This window comes from Merdimmobilis hominis, assembly GCF_016901855.1.
GTDB lineage: Bacteria > Bacillota > Clostridia > Oscillospirales > Ruminococcaceae > Paludihabitans.
The window spans coordinates 40,988-64,729 of sequence record NZ_JACJKY010000009.1; the positions used below are offsets into that span (position 1 = coordinate 40,988).

At 48.2% G+C, this 23,742-nt stretch carries 26 protein-coding genes; 10 read left to right on the forward strand and 16 right to left on the reverse strand.

Annotated elements, in window-relative coordinates:
- The first annotated feature begins 84 nt into the window (after positions 1 to 84).
- The 9 genes from H6A12_RS07170 to H6A12_RS07210 all read left to right on the forward strand — a co-directional run bounded on the left by H6A12_RS07170 (position 85) and on the right by H6A12_RS07210 (position 6,685).
- Positions 85 to 1,428 carry a glucose-6-phosphate isomerase gene (locus tag H6A12_RS07170; protein WP_204446372.1) on the forward strand — a complete coding sequence of 448 codons (1,344 nt, stop codon included), beginning with the start codon at positions 85 to 87 and terminating at the stop codon, positions 1,426 to 1,428.
- Positions 1,429 to 1,482: 54 nt separating this feature from the next.
- Positions 1,483 to 1,899 carry a hypothetical protein gene (locus H6A12_RS07175; RefSeq protein WP_204446374.1) on the forward strand — a complete coding sequence of 139 codons (417 nt, stop codon included), beginning with the start codon at positions 1,483 to 1,485 and terminating at the stop codon, positions 1,897 to 1,899.
- 170 nt (positions 1,900 to 2,069) lie between these two features.
- Positions 2,070 to 2,753 carry a hypothetical protein gene (locus H6A12_RS07180; protein ID WP_204446376.1) on the forward strand — a complete coding sequence of 228 codons (684 nt, stop codon included), beginning with the start codon at positions 2,070 to 2,072 and terminating at the stop codon, positions 2,751 to 2,753.
- Positions 2,754 to 2,785: 32 nt separating this feature from the next.
- Positions 2,786 to 2,992 carry a 4Fe-4S dicluster domain-containing protein gene (locus H6A12_RS07185; protein WP_204446378.1) on the forward strand — a complete coding sequence of 69 codons (207 nt, stop codon included), beginning with the start codon at positions 2,786 to 2,788 and terminating at the stop codon, positions 2,990 to 2,992.
- Between the two features lie 16 nt (positions 2,993 to 3,008).
- Positions 3,009 to 4,070, forward strand: a complete 1,062-nt coding sequence (locus tag H6A12_RS07190) for a 3-methyl-2-oxobutanoate dehydrogenase subunit VorB (RefSeq protein ID WP_204446380.1) — start codon at positions 3,009 to 3,011, stop codon at positions 4,068 to 4,070.
- Positions 4,070 to 4,819, forward strand: a complete 750-nt coding sequence (locus tag H6A12_RS07195; RefSeq protein ID WP_204446383.1) for a thiamine pyrophosphate-dependent enzyme — start codon at positions 4,070 to 4,072, stop codon at positions 4,817 to 4,819. Before H6A12_RS07190 ends, H6A12_RS07195 begins: the two co-directional genes overlap by 1 nt.
- Positions 4,819 to 5,349, forward strand: a complete 531-nt coding sequence (locus H6A12_RS07200; protein WP_204446385.1) for a 2-oxoacid:acceptor oxidoreductase family protein — start codon at positions 4,819 to 4,821, stop codon at positions 5,347 to 5,349. Before H6A12_RS07195 ends, H6A12_RS07200 begins: the two co-directional genes overlap by 1 nt.
- A gap of 24 nt (positions 5,350 to 5,373) precedes the next feature.
- Positions 5,374 to 6,384, forward strand: coding sequence for a glycosyltransferase (locus H6A12_RS07205; RefSeq protein WP_204446387.1), 1,011 nt, complete (start codon positions 5,374 to 5,376; stop codon positions 6,382 to 6,384).
- A gap of 94 nt (positions 6,385 to 6,478) precedes the next feature.
- A complete protein-coding gene (locus H6A12_RS07210) occupies positions 6,479 to 6,685 on the forward strand; it encodes a (2Fe-2S)-binding protein (RefSeq protein ID WP_204446390.1) in 207 nt (68 codons plus the stop codon).
- 136 nt (positions 6,686 to 6,821) lie between these two features.
- Here H6A12_RS07210 and H6A12_RS07215 read toward each other — a convergent pair whose 3' ends face one another.
- The 5 genes from H6A12_RS07215 to H6A12_RS07235 all read right to left on the reverse strand — a co-directional run bounded on the left by H6A12_RS07215 (position 6,822) and on the right by H6A12_RS07235 (position 14,964).
- Complete coding sequence (locus tag H6A12_RS07215; RefSeq protein ID WP_204446392.1) at positions 6,822 to 10,949, reverse strand: metallophosphoesterase; 4,128 nt, start codon at positions 10,947 to 10,949, stop codon at positions 6,822 to 6,824.
- 182 nt (positions 10,950 to 11,131) lie between these two features.
- Entirely contained in the window at positions 11,132 to 11,932 is an 801-nt protein-coding gene (locus H6A12_RS07220; RefSeq protein WP_204446394.1) for an anti-sigma-I factor RsgI family protein, read from the reverse strand.
- On the reverse strand, positions 11,929 to 12,660 hold the full coding sequence (locus H6A12_RS07225) for a sigma factor (protein WP_204446396.1): 732 nt from the start codon (positions 12,658 to 12,660) through the stop codon (positions 11,929 to 11,931). Before H6A12_RS07225 ends, H6A12_RS07220 begins: the two co-directional genes overlap by 4 nt.
- A 53-nt stretch (positions 12,661 to 12,713) precedes the next feature.
- Complete coding sequence (locus tag H6A12_RS07230; RefSeq protein ID WP_204446398.1) at positions 12,714 to 14,093, reverse strand: MATE family efflux transporter; 1,380 nt, start codon at positions 14,091 to 14,093, stop codon at positions 12,714 to 12,716.
- A 136-nt stretch (positions 14,094 to 14,229) separates the two neighbouring features.
- Complete coding sequence (locus H6A12_RS07235; protein ID WP_204446400.1) at positions 14,230 to 14,964, reverse strand: YebC/PmpR family DNA-binding transcriptional regulator; 735 nt, start codon at positions 14,962 to 14,964, stop codon at positions 14,230 to 14,232.
- Between the two features lie 110 nt (positions 14,965 to 15,074).
- On the opposite strand from H6A12_RS07235, the gene H6A12_RS07240 reads away from it, so the two are divergent.
- Positions 15,075 to 15,248 carry a hypothetical protein gene (locus tag H6A12_RS07240; protein ID WP_204446402.1) on the forward strand — a complete coding sequence of 58 codons (174 nt, stop codon included), beginning with the start codon at positions 15,075 to 15,077 and terminating at the stop codon, positions 15,246 to 15,248.
- A gap of 48 nt (positions 15,249 to 15,296) precedes the next feature.
- Here the strand turns inward: H6A12_RS07240 and H6A12_RS07245 are convergent, their stop codons facing one another.
- The 11 genes from H6A12_RS07245 to asd all read right to left on the reverse strand — a co-directional run bounded on the left by H6A12_RS07245 (position 15,297) and on the right by asd (position 23,734).
- A complete protein-coding gene (locus tag H6A12_RS07245; RefSeq protein ID WP_204446404.1) occupies positions 15,297 to 16,178 on the reverse strand; it encodes a YitT family protein in 882 nt (293 codons plus the stop codon).
- Between the two features lie 14 nt (positions 16,179 to 16,192).
- Positions 16,193 to 16,591 carry a Mini-ribonuclease 3 gene (locus tag H6A12_RS07250; RefSeq protein WP_204446405.1) on the reverse strand — a complete coding sequence of 133 codons (399 nt, stop codon included), beginning with the start codon at positions 16,589 to 16,591 and terminating at the stop codon, positions 16,193 to 16,195.
- Positions 16,592 to 16,608: 17 nt separating this feature from the next.
- Positions 16,609 to 17,886, reverse strand: a complete 1,278-nt coding sequence (gene obgE, locus H6A12_RS07255; RefSeq protein WP_204446406.1) for a GTPase ObgE — start codon at positions 17,884 to 17,886, stop codon at positions 16,609 to 16,611.
- A gap of 145 nt (positions 17,887 to 18,031) precedes the next feature.
- A complete protein-coding gene (gene rpmA / locus H6A12_RS07260; protein WP_204446407.1) occupies positions 18,032 to 18,313 on the reverse strand; it encodes a 50S ribosomal protein L27 in 282 nt (93 codons plus the stop codon).
- 3 nt (positions 18,314 to 18,316) lie between these two features.
- A complete protein-coding gene (locus H6A12_RS07265) occupies positions 18,317 to 18,634 on the reverse strand; it encodes a ribosomal-processing cysteine protease Prp (RefSeq protein WP_204446408.1) in 318 nt (105 codons plus the stop codon).
- 4 nt (positions 18,635 to 18,638) lie between these two features.
- Complete coding sequence (gene rplU, locus H6A12_RS07270; RefSeq protein WP_204446409.1) at positions 18,639 to 18,950, reverse strand: 50S ribosomal protein L21; 312 nt, start codon at positions 18,948 to 18,950, stop codon at positions 18,639 to 18,641.
- A gap of 129 nt (positions 18,951 to 19,079) precedes the next feature.
- Entirely contained in the window at positions 19,080 to 19,538 is a 459-nt protein-coding gene (locus H6A12_RS07275) for an ACT domain-containing protein (RefSeq protein WP_204446410.1), read from the reverse strand.
- A gap of 29 nt (positions 19,539 to 19,567) precedes the next feature.
- On the reverse strand, positions 19,568 to 20,806 hold the full coding sequence (locus tag H6A12_RS07280) for a CapA family protein (RefSeq protein WP_204446412.1): 1,239 nt from the start codon (positions 20,804 to 20,806) through the stop codon (positions 19,568 to 19,570).
- Positions 20,803 to 21,579, reverse strand: coding sequence for a 4-hydroxy-tetrahydrodipicolinate reductase (gene dapB, locus H6A12_RS07285; protein ID WP_204446414.1), 777 nt, complete (start codon positions 21,577 to 21,579; stop codon positions 20,803 to 20,805). The genes H6A12_RS07280 and dapB overlap by 4 nt, the downstream gene beginning before the upstream one ends.
- 109 nt (positions 21,580 to 21,688) lie before the next feature.
- Entirely contained in the window at positions 21,689 to 22,579 is an 891-nt protein-coding gene (gene dapA / locus H6A12_RS07290; protein ID WP_204446416.1) for a 4-hydroxy-tetrahydrodipicolinate synthase, read from the reverse strand.
- Positions 22,580 to 22,651: 72 nt separating this feature from the next.
- Positions 22,652 to 23,734 (reverse strand): aspartate-semialdehyde dehydrogenase, encoded by a 1,083-nt coding sequence (asd, locus tag H6A12_RS07295; protein WP_204446418.1) that lies wholly within the window; start codon positions 23,732 to 23,734, stop codon positions 22,652 to 22,654.
- Positions 23,735 to 23,742 lie beyond the last annotated feature (8 nt).

Genomic DNA, 23,742 nt, shown 5'->3' on the forward strand with positions numbered 1-23,742 from the left:
ATCATATAAAAAGGCTTGAATCATTCTTCGTTTTATTGTAGAATTAAACCATAACCTAATCTGTAATAAACGGAGATGAACATCATGGCAATCAAACTGAATGATACATATGTAAAACAGTTCATTGCAGAAGATGAACTGGCAGGTATGGCGCCGCAAATCAAAGCCGCACAGGAAATGCTTACAAACCGTTCCGGTCTGGGCAATGACTTTTTAGGCTGGATTGATCTGCCTGTTAACTACGACCGTGAGGAATTCGCACGCATCGAAAAAGCAGCAGAAAAAATCCGCAATGATTCCGATGTACTGATCGTTATCGGCATCGGCGGTTCCTATCTTGGTGCACGCGCAGCCATCGAACTGCTCAAATCACCATTTTATAACAACCTGAAAAAAGACACGCCGGATATCTATTTTGTCGGCAATAATATTAACCCGACCTATTTGAATGAAATCCTTTCGCTGTGTGAAGGCAAAGACGTTTCCGTCAACATCATCTCAAAATCGGGCACCACAACCGAGCCGGCACTCGCATTCCGTGTGTTCCGTGAATTCTTAATCAACAAATACGGTGCAGAAGAGGCGAAAAAACGCATCTATGCAACAACCGATAAAGCACGCGGCACATTAAAAGAACTGTCCGACGCAGAGGGTTATGAAACCTTTGTTATTCCGGACGATGTGGGCGGACGCTTCTCCGTTTTGACCGCAGTAGGTCTTCTGCCGATCGCTGTTTCGGGTGCATGCATCCGTTCGCTGATGGAAGGCGCTGCTGCTGCACGTGAAGCATATGCAGAACCGGATCTCGAGAAAAACGACTGCTACAAATACGTCGCATACAGAAACGCACTGTACAGAAAAGGCAAAGCAATCGAAATTCTCGTTTCCTATGATCCGGCATTTGCCATGATGGCAGAGTGGTTTAAACAGCTCTACGGCGAGAGCGAAGGCAAAGATAAAAAAGGTCTCTATCCGTCGAGCGCCATCTTCTCGACCGACCTGCACTCCATGGGACAGTTTATCCAGGACGGCGCACGCGTCATGTTCGAAACCGTTGTGGATATCAAAGAACCGAAGAAAGACTTCTTCATCAAAGCAGATCCTACAAACTTTGACGGATTAAACTTCCTCTCTGAGAAAAACATGAGCGAAGTCAACCGCAAAGCAATGCAGGGCACCATCCTTGCACACACCGAAGGCGGCGTTCCGAATCTCGTTTTGGAAATGCCGAAAATCGACGAGTTTGAACTCGGCTATCTGATTTACTTCTTTGAAAAAGCATGCGGTCTTTCGGGCTATGTCCTGGGCGTTAACCCGTTCAACCAGCCGGGCGTTGAGAGCTACAAAAAGAATATGTTCGCGCTCTTGAACAAACCGGGCTATGAAAAAGAAAAAGCAGCACTTGAGGCAAAACTCGGCGCAGAATAAGCAGATTCCCGGTGTCCCACCGGTTTCTAATTAAAAGTAATGGAGGACAAAACTATGATTAAACTGATTATCGGCAAAAAAGGCAGCGGAAAAACAAAGCTGCTGATCGACAAAGTCAATGCCGCAGTCAACACCACAAACGGCAATGTCGTTTGCATCGAAAAAAGCATGAAACTCACGTTTGAGCTTGATCATAAAGTTCGTCTGATCGACGCAGATGAATATGCAATTCAGGGTTATGACGCATTTTACGGCTTTGTTTCGGGTGTTCTCGCCGGTAACTATGATATCAAAGAGATTTTTGTCGACGGTATTTTGAGAATCGGCGCAAAAGACGGTGCAAAAGATTATGAAGGCTTTGGCGCACTGCTTGAAAAACTGTACAAACAAATTCCTGCTGATGTCACACTGACATTCACTGTGTCGGCTGATCAGACCGACCTGCCGGATTCCGTATTAAAATATTCGTAATCCAAACACTTGAATCAAAAAGCCCTCCCGGATGGAAGCCATCTTCTTTCGGGAGGGCTTTTCTTTTCGTAAAACGCTTTACCGTTTTAAAAAACTAAAAAAATCATGATTTTCCTCTGTCAATTTGAAATCAGATGTGGTATAATAGTCGGAAAAGGTGGTGAAACACAATGCAAATCTTAAAAAAACCGATTACAATCATCACCGGTCACTATGGCAGCGGCAAAACGAACGCTGCGGTCAATCTTGCACTGTCTGCGGCAGAATCGGGTCAAGCTGTGACAATTATTGATTTGGATATTGTAAATCCCTATTTTCGAACCGCTGATTTCGTGGAACCGCTCAAAGCACACGACATTCAAGTGATCGCACCGGTTTATGCCAATTCCAATTTGGATATTCCCGTGCTTCCGGCTTCAGTTGACGCTGCATTTTCGCAGTCAGACCGACAGGTCATTGTAGACGTCGGCGGCGATGATGCCGGTGCGATTGCACTCGGCAGATATGCAAAAAAAATTGAAGCACAGGGCTATGAGATGCTGTATGTAATCAATGCCCGCCGCTATCTGACAAAAAATCCGGCGGAAGCGGTCGAGCTGCTGCGCGAAATCGAACAGGCAGCAAGACTTTCTGCAACCGGTATTTTAAATAACACCAATCTGGGTGCGCAAACGACTGCACAAACCGTTTTAGACTCTCTGCCATTTGCACAGGCAGTCTGCGAACAAACCGGTTTGCCGCTTGTCGGCACCTGTACCACACAGACGGTATCCGGCCTCCCCTGTCCGTTTCCTGTCAAGCGGCTTGTCAAATCACCGTGGGAAATGAGCGGGGCAGACCATACTTCTTTATAAAACATTTCAGAAAGGCAGGATGAAACAACAACATGGAAAAGTTCAGCATTAACTATGAACGATGCAAAGGATGCGGACTGTGCGTTTCCGTATGTCCGAAAAAAATCCTTATGATCGACACCGCGCGGCTAAACCGCAAAGGATATAATCCGGTGGAAATCACCGACAGAGCGGCCTGCATTTCGTGCGCAATGTGTGCAACGATGTGCCCTGACTGCGTCATCACAATCGAAGACTAACAAAGGAGAGACAATCATGGCAGAAAAATATTTGATGAAAGGAAATGAAGCAATCGCAGAAGCGGCAATCCGCAACGGCTGCATTCATTTCTTCGGCTATCCGATCACTCCGCAGACGGAAGTCAGTGCATACATGTCAAAAGTCCTGCCGAAAATCGGCGGCACATTTTTGCAGGCAGAATCGGAAATCGCGGCAATTAACATGGTGCTGGGCGCAGCTTCGTGCGGCGTTCGTGCAATGACCTCCTCCTCTTCTCCGGGCATCAGCTTAAAAAGTGAGGGTGTGTCCTACATCGCAGGCTCTGATCTTCCGTGCGTCATCTTAAACGTTATGCGCGGCGGCCCGGGTCTTGGCGGCATTCAGCCTTCGCAGGCAGACTACTGGCAGGCAACCAAAGCACTCGGTCACGGCGACTTCCAGCTGCTCGTATTCGCACCGGCAACGGTTCAGGAAATCGTCAACCTGATCGGCACTGCATTTGATCTTGCAGAAAAGTACCGCATGCCGGCACTCATTTTGGCAGACGGTATGCTCGGCCAGATGATGGAACCGGTCGAATTCCCGGAAACGGTCTCTAAACCGGCAGAAAAACCGTATGCAACCACCGGCACACAGGGCAAACGCAAACCGAATATCACAAACTCTCTGTATTTAAAACCGGACGAGCTCGAACGCACCGTCCGCGAGCGTTTTGCACGCTACGACGTGATTAAACAAAACGAAGTCCGCTGCGAGGAATATCTCACCGACGACGCAGACATCATTCTGGTCGCTTACGGTGCAACAGCGCGTGTTGTCAGAAGTGCAGTCGAGGATGCAAGAGCTTGCGGCATCAAAGCAGGTCTTATTCGTCCGATCACACTCTGGCCGTTCCCGGAGGAAGCAATCCGCAAAGCAGCTGCACGCGTCGATCACATGATTACCGTCGAGATGAGCATGGGCCAGATGGTGGAAGATGTTCGCCTGTACGCAAACGGACAGTGCGATGTACATTTCTTTGGCCGTACCGGCGGTATTGTGCCGACACCGGCAGAAGTGCTTGAGCAGATCAAAAAATATGCAGGAGGTGCTGAGTAATGGCATCATTTCATAAAACAAACGGACTGACAGACGCAGTTTTCCACTACTGCCCGGGCTGTACGCACGGCATTGTGCACCGGCTGGTTGCAGAGTGTTTGGAAGAACTCGGCATTCTCGGAAAAACAGTCGGTATCGCACCGGTTGGCTGCGCAGTTATGGCATATGACTATTTTAACTGTGATATGATTGAAGCACCGCACGGACGTGCACCGGCTGTTGCAACCGGCGCAAAACGTGCAAATCCGGACAACATCGTATTCACCTATCAGGGTGACGGCGACTTGGCTGCGATCGGCACCGCAGAAACCGTTCATGCGGCAACCCGCGGCGAAAATATCACGATCATCTTTATCAATAACGCAATCTACGGCATGACCGGCGGTCAGATGGCACCGACCACTCTGCCTGGACAAGTCACACAGACCACTCCGTATGGCCGTGATGTTACTCGTGCAGGTTATCCGATCCGGATGTGTGAAATGCTCTCCACACTCGATGGCGTGGCTTATGCAGAGCGTGTCACTGTGACGGATGTTCCGAATGTCCGCAATGCGAAAAAAGCAATCAAAAAGGCGTTTACCGCACAGATTGAGAAAAAAGGCTTCTCGATTGTCGAAGTGCTCTCAAGCTGTCCGACCAACTGGGGACTCGAGCCGGTGGAAGCACTCAAATGGCTCAAAGAGAACATGATCCCGTACTATCCGCTCGGATGTTATAAAGACGCAACCGAAAAGGGGGTATTCTGATGAGCGTACATATGTTGATTGCCGGATTCGGCGGCCAGGGCGTTTTGTTCGCCGGCAAAATCATCGCTTACACCGGTATGATTGAAGAAAAACAAGTTTCGTGGCTTCCCTCTTACGGTCCGGAAATGCGCGGCGGTACTGCAAACTGCTCGGTTTGCATCGACGATAAACCGATCGGCTGCCCGATCGTTTTAAATCCGAAAACACTGATGGTTATGAACCGTCCGTCCTATGATAAATTCATCAATGAAGTTCAGCCGGGTGGTACCGTGGTTCTCGATTCCACATTGATCGAAGCGGACTCCACACGTGATGATATCACTGTGTGTGCAATTCCTGCAACGCAGATGGCAAATGACAACGGCCTGCATGGACTTGCAAACATCATCATGCTGGGTCAGACGCTCAAAGCAACGGGATTTTGCTCGATGGACGTGTTAAAAGAAGCGATGAAGCGGTGTATCCCAGCAAGAAAACAGCATTTGCTTGAGCCGAATCTGCGCGCATTGCAGATGGGCTATGATTATTAAGAGGAAAGAAGGACGATATATTCTATGAAAGTTCAGCTTTACAGCGGCGGATTGCACAGCGTCGGCCGTTCAGGGGTCGGACGTGCGATCAAACACCAAAAACGCGCGCTCACACTGAATCACATCGAATATACAACCGATCGAAACGATTCGTTCGATATCGCCCATATCAATACCATTTTCCCGAGTTCCTATTTCTGGGCGAAAAAATGCCGCAAAAACGGCAAAAAAGTGATTTATCATGCACATTCCACGCGTGAGGATTTTGAGCGGTCCTTTATGTTTTCCAATATGCTTGCGCCGCTGTTTCAAAAATGGATTGTGCGCTGCTATAATACAGCAGACGCGCTCATCACTCCTACGCCGTACTCCAAACGGCTGATCGAAGCATACGGTATCAAAAAGCCGATTTATGCGCTTTCTAACGGTATTGAGCTTGACTTTTTCTGCTACGATGAAGCACGTGCAAAAGAATTCCGCAAACAGTTCGGATTCTCCGAGGACGACAAAGTCATAATCTCCGTCGGATTATACATCGAACGCAAAGGCATTCTTGACTTCGTCGAGCTTGCAAAGCGGATGCCGGAATACAAGTTTGTCTGGTTTGGCTACACACCGCTTTATCAAGTGCCGCGCAAAGTGCGCAAAGCGGTCAAAACAAAGCTTCCAAACCTGTTTTTCCCGGGCTATGTAGAACCGGAGCATTTTCGAAATGCGTATTCGGGCGCTGATTTATTCCTGTTCCCGACCTACGAAGAAACAGAGGGAATTGTATTGCTCGAATCGCTTGCTTGCCGGCAAAACACGCTGATTCGTGACATCCCGATTTACGAATCATGGCTGACAGACGGTGTCAATGTGTATAAAGCAAAGACGCTCAACGAGTTTGAAGCGCGGATTCGTGGAATCTGTGAGCACACATTACCGTGTTTAAAGGATGCGGGATATGAACTGGTTTCTGATAAAGACTTGTCGCAGATTGGAAAGCAGCTGCTTAAAATCTACGAGTCGGTATTAAACGAACCGCAATCTTAAAACACATTCCATTTGGGTACCTTGTCAAAATGCGTTTGATATGGTACACTGTAATCACAATGAGATCTTTACCAAATAAAGGAGGTCGGTTTTCATGAAAGAAATGAAAGAAAACTACGAAATCTGCCATTGCAAAAAAGTGACGTATTTTGATGTAGAAAACGCACTGCACAACAACAAAACATTTACCGAAGTGGAAGAAGCATTTGCTGACGTTCAGCGGATCACCAAATGTTCAACCGGCTGCGGTGGCTGTCATGACGAGATTATGAAAACAATCTCCGAGATCATGAGTGCATAACACAAACCAAACCCTCCGACGGCGTTTTTGCTGTACGGAGGGTTCTTTTTTCGTCTGACTGCATCTGGTCTGATTCAGCAGCATAAAAAAGATCCTGTCAAACGACAGGATCTTTTTGTTTACTATTTGTTATCACTTATCTTGCTCTGCGGCGCATCCAGTATGTGAATCCACCTGCGCTGAGTCCTGCGGCAGCCAGCATCAGCATGACCAGAAGCAATGCGTTTTGATCACCGGTATCCGGCATATCTCCGCCGTCTTGCGTGCCGTCACCCGGTTTTTCCGGATCAACAGATGCATCTTTCACCGTATACGTCACTGCATCGGAGAAAGCGAGTACTTTGCCGGCATTATCATATGCAACTGCATAGATAGTCGCGGTTTCGCCCGGTTTTGTAGAAAGCTGAATCTCTTTTGAGCTCTCACCGCCGCCGACCAGTGTGTCAGACAGAATATCAGCAGAAACATCGCTTACAGTCAATGTTTTTCCCGTTTCACGGTCAAAGTCAACCGAAAGCTCTGTGATATCGATGTCATATTCCACTGTACCGGAACCATACGAATCAAGTTTCTCACGGTCGTAGTAGTTGAAGTCATCAAGCACCGGCGAATAGGAGTTTAAGTAAATCTTATCATTCGCCAGGTCAAAGTAGAGCATTTTCACATAACCGCTTCCGCCGCCCTCTGCGCTCTGATAGTCGGTGCAGATGCGGTATACCACACGATCTTCAACGCCGTCGTTGTTGTCGTCAAAACCTACGAAGTTCAGCGAAGAACCATGATAGTGACCGTTTAATACAGCGACAACATTCTGATTTTTACTGCACACTTCATTCATGACACGGTCACTGAAGTAGTCCGGCTCAGCATTTGCGTTGATGCCCGGATGCATGCAGATGAATGCCTTTTTGTCCGAATATTTCGCGAGCACCTCGTTCATCCATGCGATCTCAGCGTCTGAGGTATCCCAGGACATATAGAGGAACAAAAGCTCCTCACCGTCAACGGTTACAAAGTCGTAATGGCCTTTGTTGTTATCGTAGGTGCCGCCGTACCACGGATTGTTCTCATAGCGGGATGCACCGAAGTATTTCGTATACAGGTCGTACACTGCATTGCCGTGTGCAACGTCATGGTTGCCGCCCAGCACACCGTACGGAAGCGATGCATCCTCGAATTTCTGCAACTGATTGGATGCGTTGATAAACTGATATTCCTCATTGAATTCATCGACAATGTCGCCGGTATGAAGCACATACTCAATGCCGAGTGTGTCTTTATTGTTGACAATCCAATCGGTCATGATATCAAAATTTTGCATGTACTGCTCGGAATAATACTGTGTATCCGTAATCCATGCCAGTGCAAAGTCATACTGCTCCGGAATTGCGGTGCCGTCCCACTCATAGTCGTTTTTGACGGTATCCGCTGTTGCCTGTTCCTCGGTATACGGTGTATACTCTGTGCCGCGTGCCTGTGCAAGTACAGTGACTTTGCCGTTTTCAACATAATCATCCATTGCGAATACTGCGGTTGCTTTCTGGTTCTCATAAACGGTATCAAGCAGCTCCCACTCGCCTGTTTCCGTCCGTTTTGCGTAGAGGTTTACGTCTTTGCCGTCGTTTGATACTGCATCCACATCCACACGGAGTGTACCTGTTGCTGCACCATTTGTGCTGATTTCAAAGATCTGATACGGAATCTGTCCGTTCTGTGAAGAAGCAGTACCAAAGCCCTGTGCAGCCGATGCATTTGCCGTACTGTCGCCCACACCGGTGTAGACATTCATGTCGTCAAGCGGTGTTGCGCTATAAAGCAGTACTTTATCGGTGTTCTCCGGTCCATTCACCTGTGCGGAAGCCGGATATTTCGATGCTGAAACGGTGAGTTCCATGTCGAGTGCCGGTTTTTCTTCTGTCACAACCTGTTCCGGTGTATTATCGGTTGTAAAGGTCACGCTCTGACGCAGACCGGAAGTGCTCTCTACCGTCAGCGTATGTTCGCCGTCAGCAAGTGTTGTGGTATCAATCATACCCGATACTGCATCTGCGGCGCCTGCCGGCAGTGTGAACATCATGGTGACATACAGGTTATATCCTGCACTGTCGCCGACTTTGATTTCTGTTTCTTTGCTTAAATCAGCACCGGTTTCGCTGACAACCGAATCCGGACGAATGACTGTACCGTCTGTCATGGAAAGTGCCATATCACTGATATAGAAATCGTCGTTGTTTGCATCGGTGTTCCACTCCCACGGCGAACCATAGGTACCGGTGCGAAGCGTCAGTTCAATCGTTGCCGAACCATCCTCGTGATAAGTGAACAGCGATTCATCCACGAGAATTGACATCGAAGAATCCGTCGGCACTTCGCTCGATTTTGAGAAGTGACGAATGACCGTATTCCCTGTTGTCAATGCATTCTGAAAGTAGCTGTCCACACCGCGGTAAGAGAATGTGAAGAATGCGCCGTTTTCCATCGTATTGTTTAACGAAATCGGTGTACCGTCCACCTGTGCGGTCAATCCTGCGGACTCATCCGAAAAATCTTTTGCACTAAACGGTACGGTTCCGCTGAGTGTTTCACTTGTATCCAGATTAACGCGCAAGCCCTCCACGCCGTCATCCAGATGATTGACTGTCACGCGTTTGACCGGCGTCATCGTGGTGCGGTAATCGTTCTCGGCTTTGACATAAAAGTCTACATAATCCGCATTCAGAATTGCTGCCGACGGGATGTATGCATACCATTTGTTATAGATTGCGAAGCTTGTTGTACGTTCGCTTACATATGAATCCATTTCGGATGTTTTATAAAACAGCTCGATTGCACGAACCGGCATTGTATCGCTGCCTGCATACGAATATGGAATCCGTACAAATTCACCCTGTTCTACAGAAGTCACTTCTTCGAGCTGTTCAATCTTCGGCGAAGACTGATCATCGGGCGCATAGCAAAGCTGCTCTTCGCTGACAACGCCCATATTGGTTGTGGACCGTGAGCGATAAACAAGCATCTGCGGGCCTTCCGGATTGACTTTTAAATCGACGCTCTTATTGTCTTTTAAGTCGGAAGAACCGTCCCAGAAGTAGCTCGAAACGAGTGTTTTTGTGCCGTCTTCCTGTTTTTGATACAGTTCAAATCCACGGAAGGTATTGCCCAAACCATTTTGTGCGGTGAAGATATAAACCGGTACTTCATCAGACAGTCCGTACGCTGCACGGAAATCCTCTTCCGTCGGGAATGTTGTGTACTGATCGCCGATTTGTTCCGCGCGATAACACCAAAGTACTGCTGTGGAATGTGCTTTGATTACACAGTTTCCGCTCTCCATCGACGATGTCATCAGCGGAAGTTCAACCGTGCTGTTCTCTTTGACGCGATAATACAAAACGTATTCCTCGTTTAAGTTGATGTCGCGATCGGTGGTATTCGTGAGCTCCACGCACTCCATCAAATCATTCAGATTTCCGCTGGTACCGCCGAATTCTTCTTCACGTGCGGTATCATTCGGACGAATCTCTGTCATGTAAACGCCTTTGGGAACCTCTGTCGGTGCGGTAAATTCTTTTTGACCGTTGAGCTGGCGGAACGACACAACACCGGCGGTTGTCGGTTTTTTCGCCTGATATACAAGCATTTCACTGCCGAAATCCGGCACCGAAAGCTGCACAGACAAACCGTCTGCCGTTACCTCATCGGTTGCGTTTTGATTGTAACGATAATGCGAAACAACCTCACCGGATGCTGTTTTGATAGCAAAGCCGCGATCGTTTTCAGCAAATCCGTTCTGACCGCTCACTGTAAACACGCGAACGCCCTCAGGAACACGCATTGCTTCACGGAATTCCTCTTCCGTTGCATAGTGGTCAGTATCCTTGCGCTGGCTCCACAAAACTGCGGTTTCACCTGCCGGAATAACAACCTCGTCATTGCCGTCAACTGTCTGTACCGTGAGCTGTTTCATTGTATAATCGCTGCCCGACTTGTATTCGTACCACAAGCCAAACTCCTGATTAAATGAAATGTCCCGATCTGTTGTGTTTGTGACTTCCACAAACTCCATTTGATCGCTGCCATTTCCGTATACGCTTTCACGTTTGACGTCATTTTGATAGATTTCTGTGATCCACAAATTCTCTGTATTCGGCTGATCGTTTTGCACATTTGTCTGCGCCAAAACCGATCCTGCCGGCAGTACAAGCGACGATGCAGTAATTGCCGCCGCCATACATACAGAAAGAATCCGTTTTTTCGAATCCATATCCATTCCTCCGTTTTTATCTCATTTCTTTTCACCTTTGAACGGATTTATTATAACAAAACTGTTTTAACACTACATGCGGATTCCTGTAAAATGAACATCAAACGTATGTTAACGTCAAGCGTCAAATATAAAAAAGCATCAGCCAGGGCTGATGCTTTTTTCATGTCTATTTTTATTTTTCAGTGTGTTTCATCATCGTCATCATCCTGATCATCGTCGTCACTGTCGTCGTCATCGTCGTCATCGTCATCGTCGTCATCGTCGTCATCACTATCATCATCGTCACTATCGTCATCATCAGAATGAGAGGATTCCGTCAAAGAGGATTCTTCCATCTTAGAAGACTCCTCGATTTTAGATGATTCTTCCGGACTGGATGTTTCCGGCTGTTCTTCAGATGCAAACGACCAAACTTTATTTCCGCCAACAAAGAAGACAAGATCAGATGCATCTTCGATATCAAACTGCACTGCGTGTGTTAAAATCGCTTTGGTATCATCGGAAAACGATTGATCCGAAGAATCGACATCAAACCGCACTTCCCCACCGGATGAAAGCATCTGAAGCGAAATTGCACGTTCAATGAGCTCTTTTGCAATCTGCGTCTTATCTTTTCCCTTGTACTCATACCCCTCTAACAGCGTCTTGCCATCTTCGTTGACGCCCTCCACACGAAGCACATCACCATATCGATTGAGCTCCATCTGTACTTCCGGATTGATTTTCATATAAATAGAGCCATACGGCATCCACCAGTTCCACCACGATACTCCAATCACCAACAACAGACACGCTGCAACTGCCACAGCAATGCGCGCTGCACGAATATAAACGGTTGGCTGTGTACGTTCCCGAACCGGTATAATATCGTATACTGTCTGTCCTACTTCATAATGGCGATTGACCACTTTCAAAAAGCGTCCGTATTCATCCAATACAACCGCATACCCCATATGACATTCCATCACAAGATAGCTCATTTTGACGCCTCCTTTTTTCTGTGGACTTGGGAAAGATGTCCGCGGATAATTTCATACCCGTTTGTAAACGCAACCATCAATGCCACCAGATATTTTCGATGCCGCTCAAGCGTTTTTCGTTCCACGCCTGTTCCCGCACAGAGTGCCGTAATCGGAAGCCGCTTTGTTTGAAGCAATTCCTCAAGCAAAGCTGGATTCTCTTTCGCATACATGAGCACACGCGAACAGCTTTCAAGTGTCCGTGCCTGCTTCGGACAGTTTTCCGAAATATCCGAAAACGAAATTCCAAAATCCGAAAGCTGTGCAGAAAGCTCTGTAATTTCCTGACGGGTTGCCGTCACCAATTCGTAACGATCTGTCTGCTGATTCGGATCCGCAAGCGTGTCCCCGATTGTACCTGCTGATTCATCGTTTGTCGGCTGATCGATTGAAAGCTTATTTTGATGACGCTGTTCTTTGCGCACATAGTCAATCAGACGGCGTTTGATCACAAGGGAAGCGTATTTGAAAAATGCGCCTTTGAATTTTTCATAGTGCACAATCGCTTCATAAAACGCCGTCATAGCAACACTGAGTTCGTCATCTTCATCTGTCACACGTTTTCCTTTTAAAAAACGGGATGTTTCCGAACGAATAAACGGCAGGTACGATCGAATCAAACGATCTGCTGCCTGTGTACTTTTCTGCGCACACAGTACCTGCGTGACAACATCTGGTTCGTCATGCATATAAGATCCCTCCACAATAGATAGTATTCGGACGCACTGCCGCAAAAACGGGGTCACGCATTCTCTTTTTGCGCAGGTAACGGCCGACACGCGCGCATCAGCTTTTTCATGGAAAACAAATATACAACAATCGTGACTGCCGGTCCCAAAATATCAGAGATCGTTTCCGCAAAAAAGACATAACGCACTTCAAAAAACATTGGAATCAAAAATACCGCTAAAAAATAGACAAGCTTCCGCCAAAATGAAAGCGGCAGCGAAAACTGCACTTTTCCGATTGCTGTGAATCCATCCACCAGCTCGTACTGCACACCGAGCGGAACAATGGCCAGCGTACACACACGAATTGCCCAAGCTGTCTGATCAATGAGTGCCGCATCCTGTGTAAACAAGCGGATAAACAGCGGACTTATGGTCCAAGCAATCACAAACATAATCGCCGTAAACACCACGCACAGCAGCACAATATATTTCTGCGCGCCCATCACACGGTCAGGTCTGCGCGCGCCGTAGTTATATCCGAGAATCGTCTGTGTACCGCCGGTAATACCGCTCAACGGCATCGTGATCACCAGCATAAAGCTCTGCACAATCGTTGCACATGTAATGAGCGTATCACCCTGTGCCGCGCCGCCGTAATGCTGCAAGACTGCATTCATTGCAATAATCATAACATTATCAATCGCAATAATCAAAAACGGCGTAAATCCAAGCAAAAGCACTCTGCCAATCACGCGCAGATCGTATCCTCCAAACGTAATCCGCACCGGAACATATTTGCCAAATAAAAACCGCAGGACAAATATACAGCTTGCAAGCTGTGACAAAACGGTCGCAAGCGCTGCACCGGCCACGCCCATATGGAACACAAAAATAAACAGCGGATCAAGCAAAATGTTTAAAACTGCACCGATCACAACCGATTTCATTCCGGTATTTGCATAGCCCTGTGCAATAATAAACTGATTGAGTCCCGTTGCCATCAACGCAAACACGGTACCGCACATATAGACAAGAAAATAGGTTTTCGCATACGGAAGTGTTGCTTCGGAGGCGCCGAACAGTTGAAGCATCGGTGTTGTAAGCGGCATAATAACCGCCATCATCAATCCGGAAAATACCAAAAGCATCAAAAAGCAATTCGCCAATATTTTTCGTGCGGCTTCGATGTTTTTTTCGCCCATTCGAATGCTCATCAGCGGAGAACCGCCGATTCCGATCCAAAACGCCACCGAACCGACCATTGTCACAATCGGGCCGCACACGCCCACACCTGCAAGCGCAAGATCACCGATCTGCGGAATGTTGCCGATATAAATACGGTCGACAATGCTGTAGAGCACACTGACAAACTGTGCAAGCATACTCGGAATCGCAATTCGCCACACAAGCTGTTTTATGCTGTCATTCTCAAGATCATTTTCCCTTTTCACCAATATGTCCTCCTTTTTTCTTCACCGCCTTTAATCCTACTCGGTTTTCGCCGGATTGTCAATTCTTCAAATAAAAAAGCAGATCGTACGGTGCTTTTTGCCCATACAATCTGCCTTTTATGAAGATCAAGCGATCTTATTCCTCGTCCGGGTTCTCCCAGTTGTGCCAAACTTCCTGCACGTCGTCGTTATCTTCGAGTGCTTCAAGCAGACGATTCATTTTCACGCGAACATCCGGATCGTCGATCGATGTATACGTAGACGGAACCTGCTCCACCTGTGCCGATGCAAAGGTGTATCCCATTCCTTCGAGTGCATCACGCACTTCGGAGAAAGATGCCGGATCAGTTACAACCTCAACTGCATCTTCCGAGAACGTAAAGTCGTCCGCACCTGCGGTCATGACGTCGTCCATCACTTTTTCTTCATCAAGGCCGTCGTTTTCAATAACGATCATACCTTTCTGGCTGAACATAAACGACACACAGCCCGGCTGGCCCATATTGCCGCCGAATTTGTCAAAGTAGTGACGCACATCGCCTGCGGTACGGTTACGGTTATCCGTCAGTGTTTCAACAATGACTGCAATGCCGTTCGGGCCGTATCCCTCATACGTCACAGACTCGTAGTTGTTTTTCTCGCCGTCGCCTGCTGCTTTTTTAATGACACGCTCGATGTTGTCGTTCGGCACGTTGTTCTGTTTTGCTTTCTGAATCAAATCGCGCAGTTTTGCGTTTGCAGCCGGATCCGGGCCGCCGTCTTTTACACAAACGGCAATTTCTCTGCCGATTTTTGTAAATACTTTTGCACGTGCAGCGTCATTTGCGCCTTTTTTACGTTTAATTGTACTCCACTTCGAATGTCCGGACATATCCTCTCAAACCTTTCTTTATTGTTTCCATTCCCTTTAAAAAAGGAAAATTTATCTACTGATATCGTGTGCACCATGTACACATACTAATTGCGAAAGAGGTGATAACCATGAAAAAACAGCAATCTTATGACTGCACCAATGAAATCAATATGCAATCCAATTCCGATTCTTCCGCTTATACACGCAAATCCGCAAAAAACAGCACCAAAAAACAAGCGCAGATGAAACAGCGTCAATCGTCGATGCAGAACAAAATGAATACCCCGTCCGTACACGACTGATCACTGTTTTCCTGCAAACGCTTCCGGAAATATTCCGGAAGCGTTTTTTTATTTTCCGGTTGCGAATCCTTCGCCCACGATCTCTGACGCACTTGTCATAATGATAAACGCATTGGGATCGGTCTGCTGAACGATTTTTCGCAGTTTATAATATTCTGTTTGCTTCACAGCCACCATAATGGTTGGGCGTTCTTCATTGGTGTAAGAACCATACGACCGCAGCACGGTTGCACCGCGGTTCATCTCCGAATGAATCCGGTGGCAAAGTTCTTCATGCTTTTGCGATACAATATACAGCGCTTTGCACTTATTGAATCCATACAGCACGGTATCGAGCGCCGTCGCGGAGATAAACAGGCAGACAAGCGAATACAGCGCCGGTTCCAGGCTGCCGAATGCCACTGCCGATGTTGCCACAATCACCATATCGGTCGAAAACGTGACCTGACCGAGCTTTAAGTGCGGGAAACGGCGTTGGATCAGCTTATTGATGATGTCCATACCGCCTGTAGAACCGCCGCGCGACATGACAATGCCGACACCGCAGCCCATCAGCACACCGCCGAAGATGCAGGCAATCATTTTGTCATTCGTATACACCGGTACATTGACCAAAACAAAGTCAATCGAAATCGAATAGGCCAAAATCGAAATGATCGAACGCAGCATATAATGCCAGCCGATTTTCCAAACACCCAGAATAACGATCGGAACGTTGATGATAATGGTCATTGTACCAATCGGGATTCCGGTCAAGAAGTTGATGATCGTGGAAATACCGGTGACACCGCCCGGTGCAAAATGGTTTGGTGCAGAAAACATATGTGTACTCAGCGCAAACAAAAACGAGCCGAAAATCGTGCAGATAATATCAATCGTCCACCGAACCGCCGGTTTTTGATTGGTCGAAAACAATCGTTTAATTCCCAATGGTTTTCTCCTTTCTATGCGCAGCAAGCCGCATTGTAAATTGCCTCATAGAGCGTATGCAGCCGCTCCATTCTGCCGTTTAAATACAAATAGCCAAACAAGGCCTCCAGCCCTGTTGCGCGCCGGTACTGTACGGCATCGGCATTTTTGGGAACCTGGCTGCCATGCGCGTTGCGTCCGCGTTTGTACACAGCCGTTTCCTCTTCATCGAGCATCGGCAAAATCACATCGACTGCCTCCGACTGTGCAGCTGCACAGACAAGCGACACCGTTTCCTTGTGAAATTTCGCAACCGGCATGTTGCCGCGGGAAACGATATGCTCACGCGTCAAAAGCTCATAAATGCCGTCGCCGATATAGGCAAGCCCTAACGGACTCATCATTCTGATTGCATCGGATGATAACTGTTCCATTCACTCATCCTTTCTTGTTATTTGACAAAGTCAAATTGGAATCCAAAGATATCGACCGTATCGCCTTCTTCGATTCCCTTCGCTTCCAGTGCATCAATAATGCCGCTTTGGCGCAGTGTGCGCTGGAAATACTGCAGCGATTCATAATCGTCCATATTGACGGTCATAAGCACCGGCTCCAGGAAATCGGCATCCACATAATACACGCCGTTTTCCACCTCGATCGTAAACGAACGGGAAACCGTATCGCGCTGCAACCGTTCTTCGTCTGTGAGCGGCTGTGCTTCATACTGTTTGATCGGCGGCAATGTGTCAAGCGTCTGTGCAACCGCACCGATCAGTTCACGCGTGCCCTGATTGGTTGCCGCGGAAATTTCAAAGAAGCGGTAGCCCTGCTCCTCTACAAACGTGCGGAATGACGCGATCTGCTCCGGTGTCGCCATGTCACACTTATTTCCTGCGACAATCTGCTGACGGCCGGCAAGCTCCTCGCTGAAGTTTGCAAGTTCACGATTGATGATTTTAAAATCCTCTTTCGGGTCACGGCCTTCGATTCCCGAAACGTCTACGACATGAACAATCAGGCGGCAGCGTTCGACATGGCGCAGAAAGTCATGGCCCAAGCCAACGCCGTCCGCGGCACCTTCGATGAGACCCGGAATATCCGCCATGACAAAGTTTTTGCCGGCTTCCAGCTGTACGACACCGAGCACCGGTGTAAGCGTTGTAAAGTGATAGTTTGCAATCGTCGGTTTTGCCGCGCTGACGACGGAAATGAGCGTCGATTTACCCACATTCGGGAATCCGACAAGTCCAACGTCTGCAAGCAGTTTTAATTCAAGCGACAGCTCGAATGCATCGCCCGGCTTACCCGGTTTTGCAAAGCGCGGGATCTGACGTGTCGAAGTTGCAAAGTGCCAGTTTCCAGCGCCGCCTTTTCCGCCTTTTGCAATAACGACAGGCTCGTCCGACGAAAGATCCGCCAAAATACGACCGGTTTCCGCCTCACGCACGAGTGTGCCGCGCGGCACTTTTACCAAAAGATCCGCACCGGCTTTTCCGGAACAACGCTTTGCGCCGCCATTTTGGCCGTTTTCGGCAATATATTTGCGTTTATAGCGAAAATCGACAAGCGTCGACATGTTGTTGTCCACAACAAAAATGACGTCGCCGCCTTTTCCGCCGTCACCGCCATCCGGTCCGCCTGCTGCGACATATTTTTCTCTGCGAAAGCTCACAGCACCGTTGCCGCCGTTGCCGGCACGAACCGTTATTTTTGCACGATCAATAAACATAGCATTTCCTTTCTGATGCGTTTCTTTCTGATATCTATAAACTACAAACATCCGATTTTATTATACCGGATTTTCCTTTTCTTATCAATCGGAGTTTCCACAAAAAAAGCGTGCCGGTCGGCACGCCTTTTTGTGAAATCTTCAATTACTGTGCAGGGTAAACGCTGACCTTTTTGCGGTCACGTCCCATACGCTCGTATCTGACAACGCCGTCGATTTTTGCAAACAGTGTATCGTCAGAACCACGGCCGACGTTCTCACCCGGATGGATGTGTGTGCCGCGCTGTTTATACAGGATGTTGCCTGCCAACACAAACTGGCCGTCAGCACGTTTTGCGCCAAGACGTTTCGACTCGGAATCACGGCCGTTCTTTGTGGAACCTACACCTTTTTTGTGTGCGAAAAACTGCATATTCAGTTTTAACATGATCTACACCTCCGTATCGGTCAATCGTAAATTTTCAGGATAGTCCTGTTTCAAAAGCTCCAGATGAAGCCGCAGTGCTTTTAAAAACTGCTCTGCCTCCACCGGAAGATCGTCAGGAAGGTCAATACGTACTTCGTTTTCAAAGGCGCCGACCGAAGCCGGAATCTTTAAAATCTCCGTAATACCGTTTGCAACTAACTCCACAGCGGAAGTCACCGAAGCGCAAACGACATCATGTCCATATGCGGCATAGCCAGCGTGTCCGCGTACCGAAACGCCCGAAAACCGCTCTCCCTGTAAAAAAAATTCTGCCGTAATCATTGGATTACGCGTTGATTGCTTCGATTCTTACTTTTGTGTAGGGCTGTCTGTGGCCGAGTTTGCGCGCAGAACCCTTTTTCGGTTTGTAAGTGAAGACTGTGATTTTTTTGTCTTTGCCATTTTTGACAACGGTTGCTTTAACAACTGCGCCGTCAACATACGGAGCACCGACTTTCATTCCTTCGTCGCCGGAAACTGCGATGACTTTGTCGAATTCAACAGTGTCGTTTTCATTGACGTTGAGTTTCTCAACAAAGATCTGGTCACCTGCGCTGACACGGTACTGTTTTCCACCAGTTTCAATAATTGCGTACATTTCTAAGAAGGCACCTGCCTTTTCTATAATCTCGCTGTGTTCGGGGCAAAGCGTACTGCTTTGACTTAAAAGCCCTATACATGCGGCCTTATTATTTTATCATGTCAAGTGGTGCTTGTCAAATGTTTTTTACGCGTTTTGATACGCTTTTTTTAAAATTTCATACGCGCGGTCGCTCTGTGCACTGCGCACGACAAGCGAAATATCCACTTCCGACGTCGTGATGAGCAAAATGTCGATATCCGCTTCGCTTAAAAGCGCAAACGCCTCTGCTGCAACGCCGACTTTGCTCGGCATTTCCTCGCCGTAAAGCGCAATTTTCACATTGCCGGTCGACACCATCGGCCGCATTTTTGCCGACAGTGACGATGCCACTTTCAGCACGGTCGGCACCATTTCGTCTGCCACCGTAAACGAAATCGTATTCTTTTCGCCCTTAGGCGCCGTCTGCGAGATCATATCCACATTGACACCCGCCTTTGCCACTCCGCAAAACAGTTCGCTTAAAAAGCGGCTGTTGGCAGGTGCATTGTCAAACGACAGCACCGCGACATTTTCCGTAAAATACACTTCATGGATGACTTTCATGGATAAAACCTCCTTTTATTATAAACGGTTTATTGGTATGGCGTCAAAAACGATTCGTCAATTACCGAAGAAACCGTTTCATTGATATAATCGATATCAAACCGGCTGATATGCTGATGAATGCCGTGTTTTGCTGCGAGCTCGTCGGTATATTCGTCGAGCGGATACACACGCACATCCGATTTGCCGTAGCCGTAATGTGTGACAAGCGGGATAAACCGCGCTTCTTTAATCGAAATGGTATTGTTCTCGTATTCTTTTTCCACTGTAACATCAAGCGCGCCGCCAATCATGGTCGGTCCCATCTCCTGCGTGGAAATGAAGTTGCCGAGCGAATAGACAACAAGCGCTTTTCCGCTGCCGTCCGTACGCTCCACCCATTCCACCGGCTGAATCACGTGCGGATGATGTCCAAGAATAATGTCTGCACCCCAATCGGCAAGCTTTTGTGCAAACGAACGCTGAAAATCTGTTGGCTTAAATGTATATTCAACGCCCCAATGTACATTGACTACTACAACATCAAATTTTTCGCGTGCTTCTTCGATTCTTGCTTTCACTTTCTCCTCAGCCTGCGGCTGCAGCAGAATAAGCTCGGTATCTTTTGGCAGCGACAATCCGTTTGTAAGTTCCGTCATACCGATAAAGCCGAAGGTGATACCGTTTTTCTCGATGGAACGAATTCGGCTGTAATCCTCTTCATTTAAGTAAGCGCCGGTCGTCTCCACAGAGTCAATGCTGTTCCAGAGTTCAAGTGTCGACTGCAAGCCGCTTGCACGCTGATCAAGTGAATGGTTGTTCGCAAGGTTTACAAGATCGAATCCCATGTCTGCCAGACAATATGCAAGCTCCTGCGGCGAGTTGAACAGCGGATAACCGGACGGCTCGCGGTCTTTTGCCATCATCGTTTCCTGATTGATCGAAGCGATATCTGCAAGATTTACGAGATTTTTGACCGGTTCATATGCATACGAAAAATCATATCCGCCGTCTGTTGCACGTGCTTTCGCCTGTCTAAAAATCGAAACGTGAATCAAATCGTCGCCAAATCCAATCAGACGTGCAGACGTCGGTTCCGGAATCGGTTCGGACGACTCCTCGGACGATACGGAGGACTCCGTATCCACCGGACCTGCCGGAACTGTGTCCCTCTTAAGCAATGTCATCGCACCAAACACTGCACCGGCTACCAATAACAGCACCAGCACAACAATCAGCACAATCCCCGCCGGTTTCAAGCGTCTTTTTTTGCCGTGTTTTAATTTCATGCGTTTGCCTCCTCATCGCTGGTCGAGCGGAGCAAGTCCTGCATGGTGTAAAGGCCCGGTTTGCAGCCTGCCAAAAACGACGCCGCATTAACAGCACCCACTGCGAACACCTCTTTGGATGTTGCCGTATGTTTTAACGAAATCTGCTCATCGCGTCCTGCGAACAAAATCTCATGTTCGCCGACAATCGTACCGCCGCGAACCGCATGCATACCGATTTCGTTTACCGGCCGTTTTTCGCGGCGGGCATGACGGTCATAGACAAGCTCATACGGGGTGTTCAGCGCTTCGTTGATCGACTCCGCGAGCATGATTGCGGTTCCGGACGGTGCGTCTACCTTTTGATTGTGGTGCTTTTCGATGATCTCGATATCAAACTGTCCGCCAAGTACACGTGCTGCCTGTTTTGCAAGCGACTGCAAAAGGTTAACACCCAGCGACATATTAAAGGTAAAGAACACTGCCACATCATTGGAAGCCGCTTTGATTGCTGCTGTCTGCTCTGCACTATAACCGGTGGTTGCCGCAACAAGCGGTGTATGTGTCCGCTTCGCATACGCGAGCAGCGAATCAAGCAGTGCCGGATTCGAAAAATCGATGATTACATCGGCTGTTTCCGTCACCTCATCAATCGAAGCATAGATCGGGAATTCGGTTCCCGCTGTATTCAAATCGACGCCTGCGACAATCTCCATATCATCCCGCTGTGATACACAGCTGCGGATGACATGACCCATTTTTCCGTTGGCGCCGCACAATAAAATTCGTGTCATTTTTCGTCATTCCTTTCTTTTTCGTTCGTTTGCGACCAGTATAACACAAAACTGCACACAGTTCAAACAAAACGTCCGACTGTGTGCAGTTTTTTCGCAATTTATTCCGTTATGCGAGCAGTCCTGCCTGTTTCATCGATTCACGGAGCACACCGATTTGTGCGTCATCCATCGAAACGAGCGGCAGACGGCATTCACCCACATCAAAGCCCATCAGATTCATCGCCGCTTTGACCGGGATCGGGTTTACATCCATAAACAGATGATTGATGAGGTCGAGAAGCTTAAGCTGAAGCGCCGCCGACTCCTGCACCTTTCCTTCAAAGAACAGCGCGCAGATATCGTGCGTTTCTTTCGGCATCACGTTCGAAAGTACAGAAATGACGCCTTTTGCGCCAAGCGACAGAAGCGGAACGATCTGGTCGTCGTTGCCCGAGTAAAGATCGAGGTCATCGCCGCACAGCGCTTTGATTTGTGCGACCTGCGAAATGTTGCCGCTCGCCTCTTTTGCCGCAACAATGTTCGGATGTTTTGCAAGCTGTGCATACGTTTCCGGTTTGATGTTCACACCGGTACGGCTCGGCACATTATAAAGGATGATCGGCAGATCGGTTGCATCGGCAATCGCATTAAAATGCGCGATCAGACCTTTTTGCGACGTCTTATTATAGTACGGTGTGACATGCAACAGCGCATCTGCACCAAGCTGTTTTGCCTCTTTGGAAAGCTGAACGGCATAAGCAGTATCGTTGCTGCCCGCACCGGCAATTACCGGCACACGTCCTGCTGTGTGTTTGACAGCAAATTCGATGCAGTCAATATGTTCCTGATCGGTCATGCACGCCGATTCGCCGGTCGTTCCGCAGATGACAATGGCGTCGGTATGGTTTTCGATCTGCCAGTCAATCAGCTGCCCGAGTTTTTCATAGTGAATCGATCCGTCCGGATACATTGGCGTGACGATCGCAACACCTGCGCCGGAGAAAATCTCTTTTTTCACTGCAAGTTCCCTCTTTTCTTTTGCGTATCGTATTCTCTCTATTTTATGCGATTCCTGCGCGGAGGTTTCCGATTAATCGAGATATCCTTTTGCAGCCAAAAGCTCTGCCATCAGCACTGCGCCGCCTGCTGCGCCGCGGACGGTGTTGTGCGACAGGCACACAAATTTATAGTCATACTGACTGTCCTCACGCAGACGTCCGATATGAACTGCCATACCGTTTTCAGTATCGCGGTCAAGCTTTGTCTGCGGACGGTTGTCTTCCTCGTAATAATGTAAGAACTGTTTCGGTGCGCTCGGCAGGGAGAGCTCCTGCGGTGCGCCCGAGAAAGCTGCCCATTTCTCTTTGATCTGCTCGATGGTCGGTTTGTTTTTAAAGCGGACAAAGACTGCTGCCATATGGCCGTCGCTCACCGGAACACGCAGGCACTGGGTGGTGATTGCCGGAGACGATGCACACACGATCTCACCGTTTTCAACCTTACCCCAGATTTTGAGCGGCTCTTTTTCGCTCTTTTCTTCCTCGCCGCCGATGTACGGAATGACGTTGTCGACGATCTCCGGGAATGTTTCAAACGTTTTGCCCGCACCGGAAATTGCCTGATAGGTGCAAGCGAGCGCTTCGGTTACTTCAAAGTCTTTCATGAGCGGATGAAGTGCCGGCACATAGCTCTGCAGCGAGCAGTTGGATTTGACGGCAACAAATCCGCGTTTTGTGCCCAGACGTTTGCGCTGTGCAGCGATAACCTCAGCGTGATCGTCGTTGATCTCCGGAATAATCATCGGGACATCCGGTGTAAAGCGGTTTGCAGAGTTATTCGAAATGACCGGGCACTCTGCTTTTGCATATGCTTCCTCAAGTGCTTTGATCTCGTCTTTTTTCATATCGACAGCGCAGAACACAAAGTCAACGCTCGACGCAATCGTTTCAATATCAGCAGTTGCATCCAAAACGACCATGTCTTCCATAAATGCCGGCATCGGCTGTTTCATTGCCCAGCGTGCACCGACTGCCTCTTTATATGTTTTGCCTGCACTGCGGGAAGATGCCGCAAGCACCTTGACATGAAACCACGGATGCTCCGCGAGTAAAATAGCAAAGCGCTGACCTACCATGCCGGTTGCACCGATAATTCCTACGTTAAACTGTTTCATTAAAAACA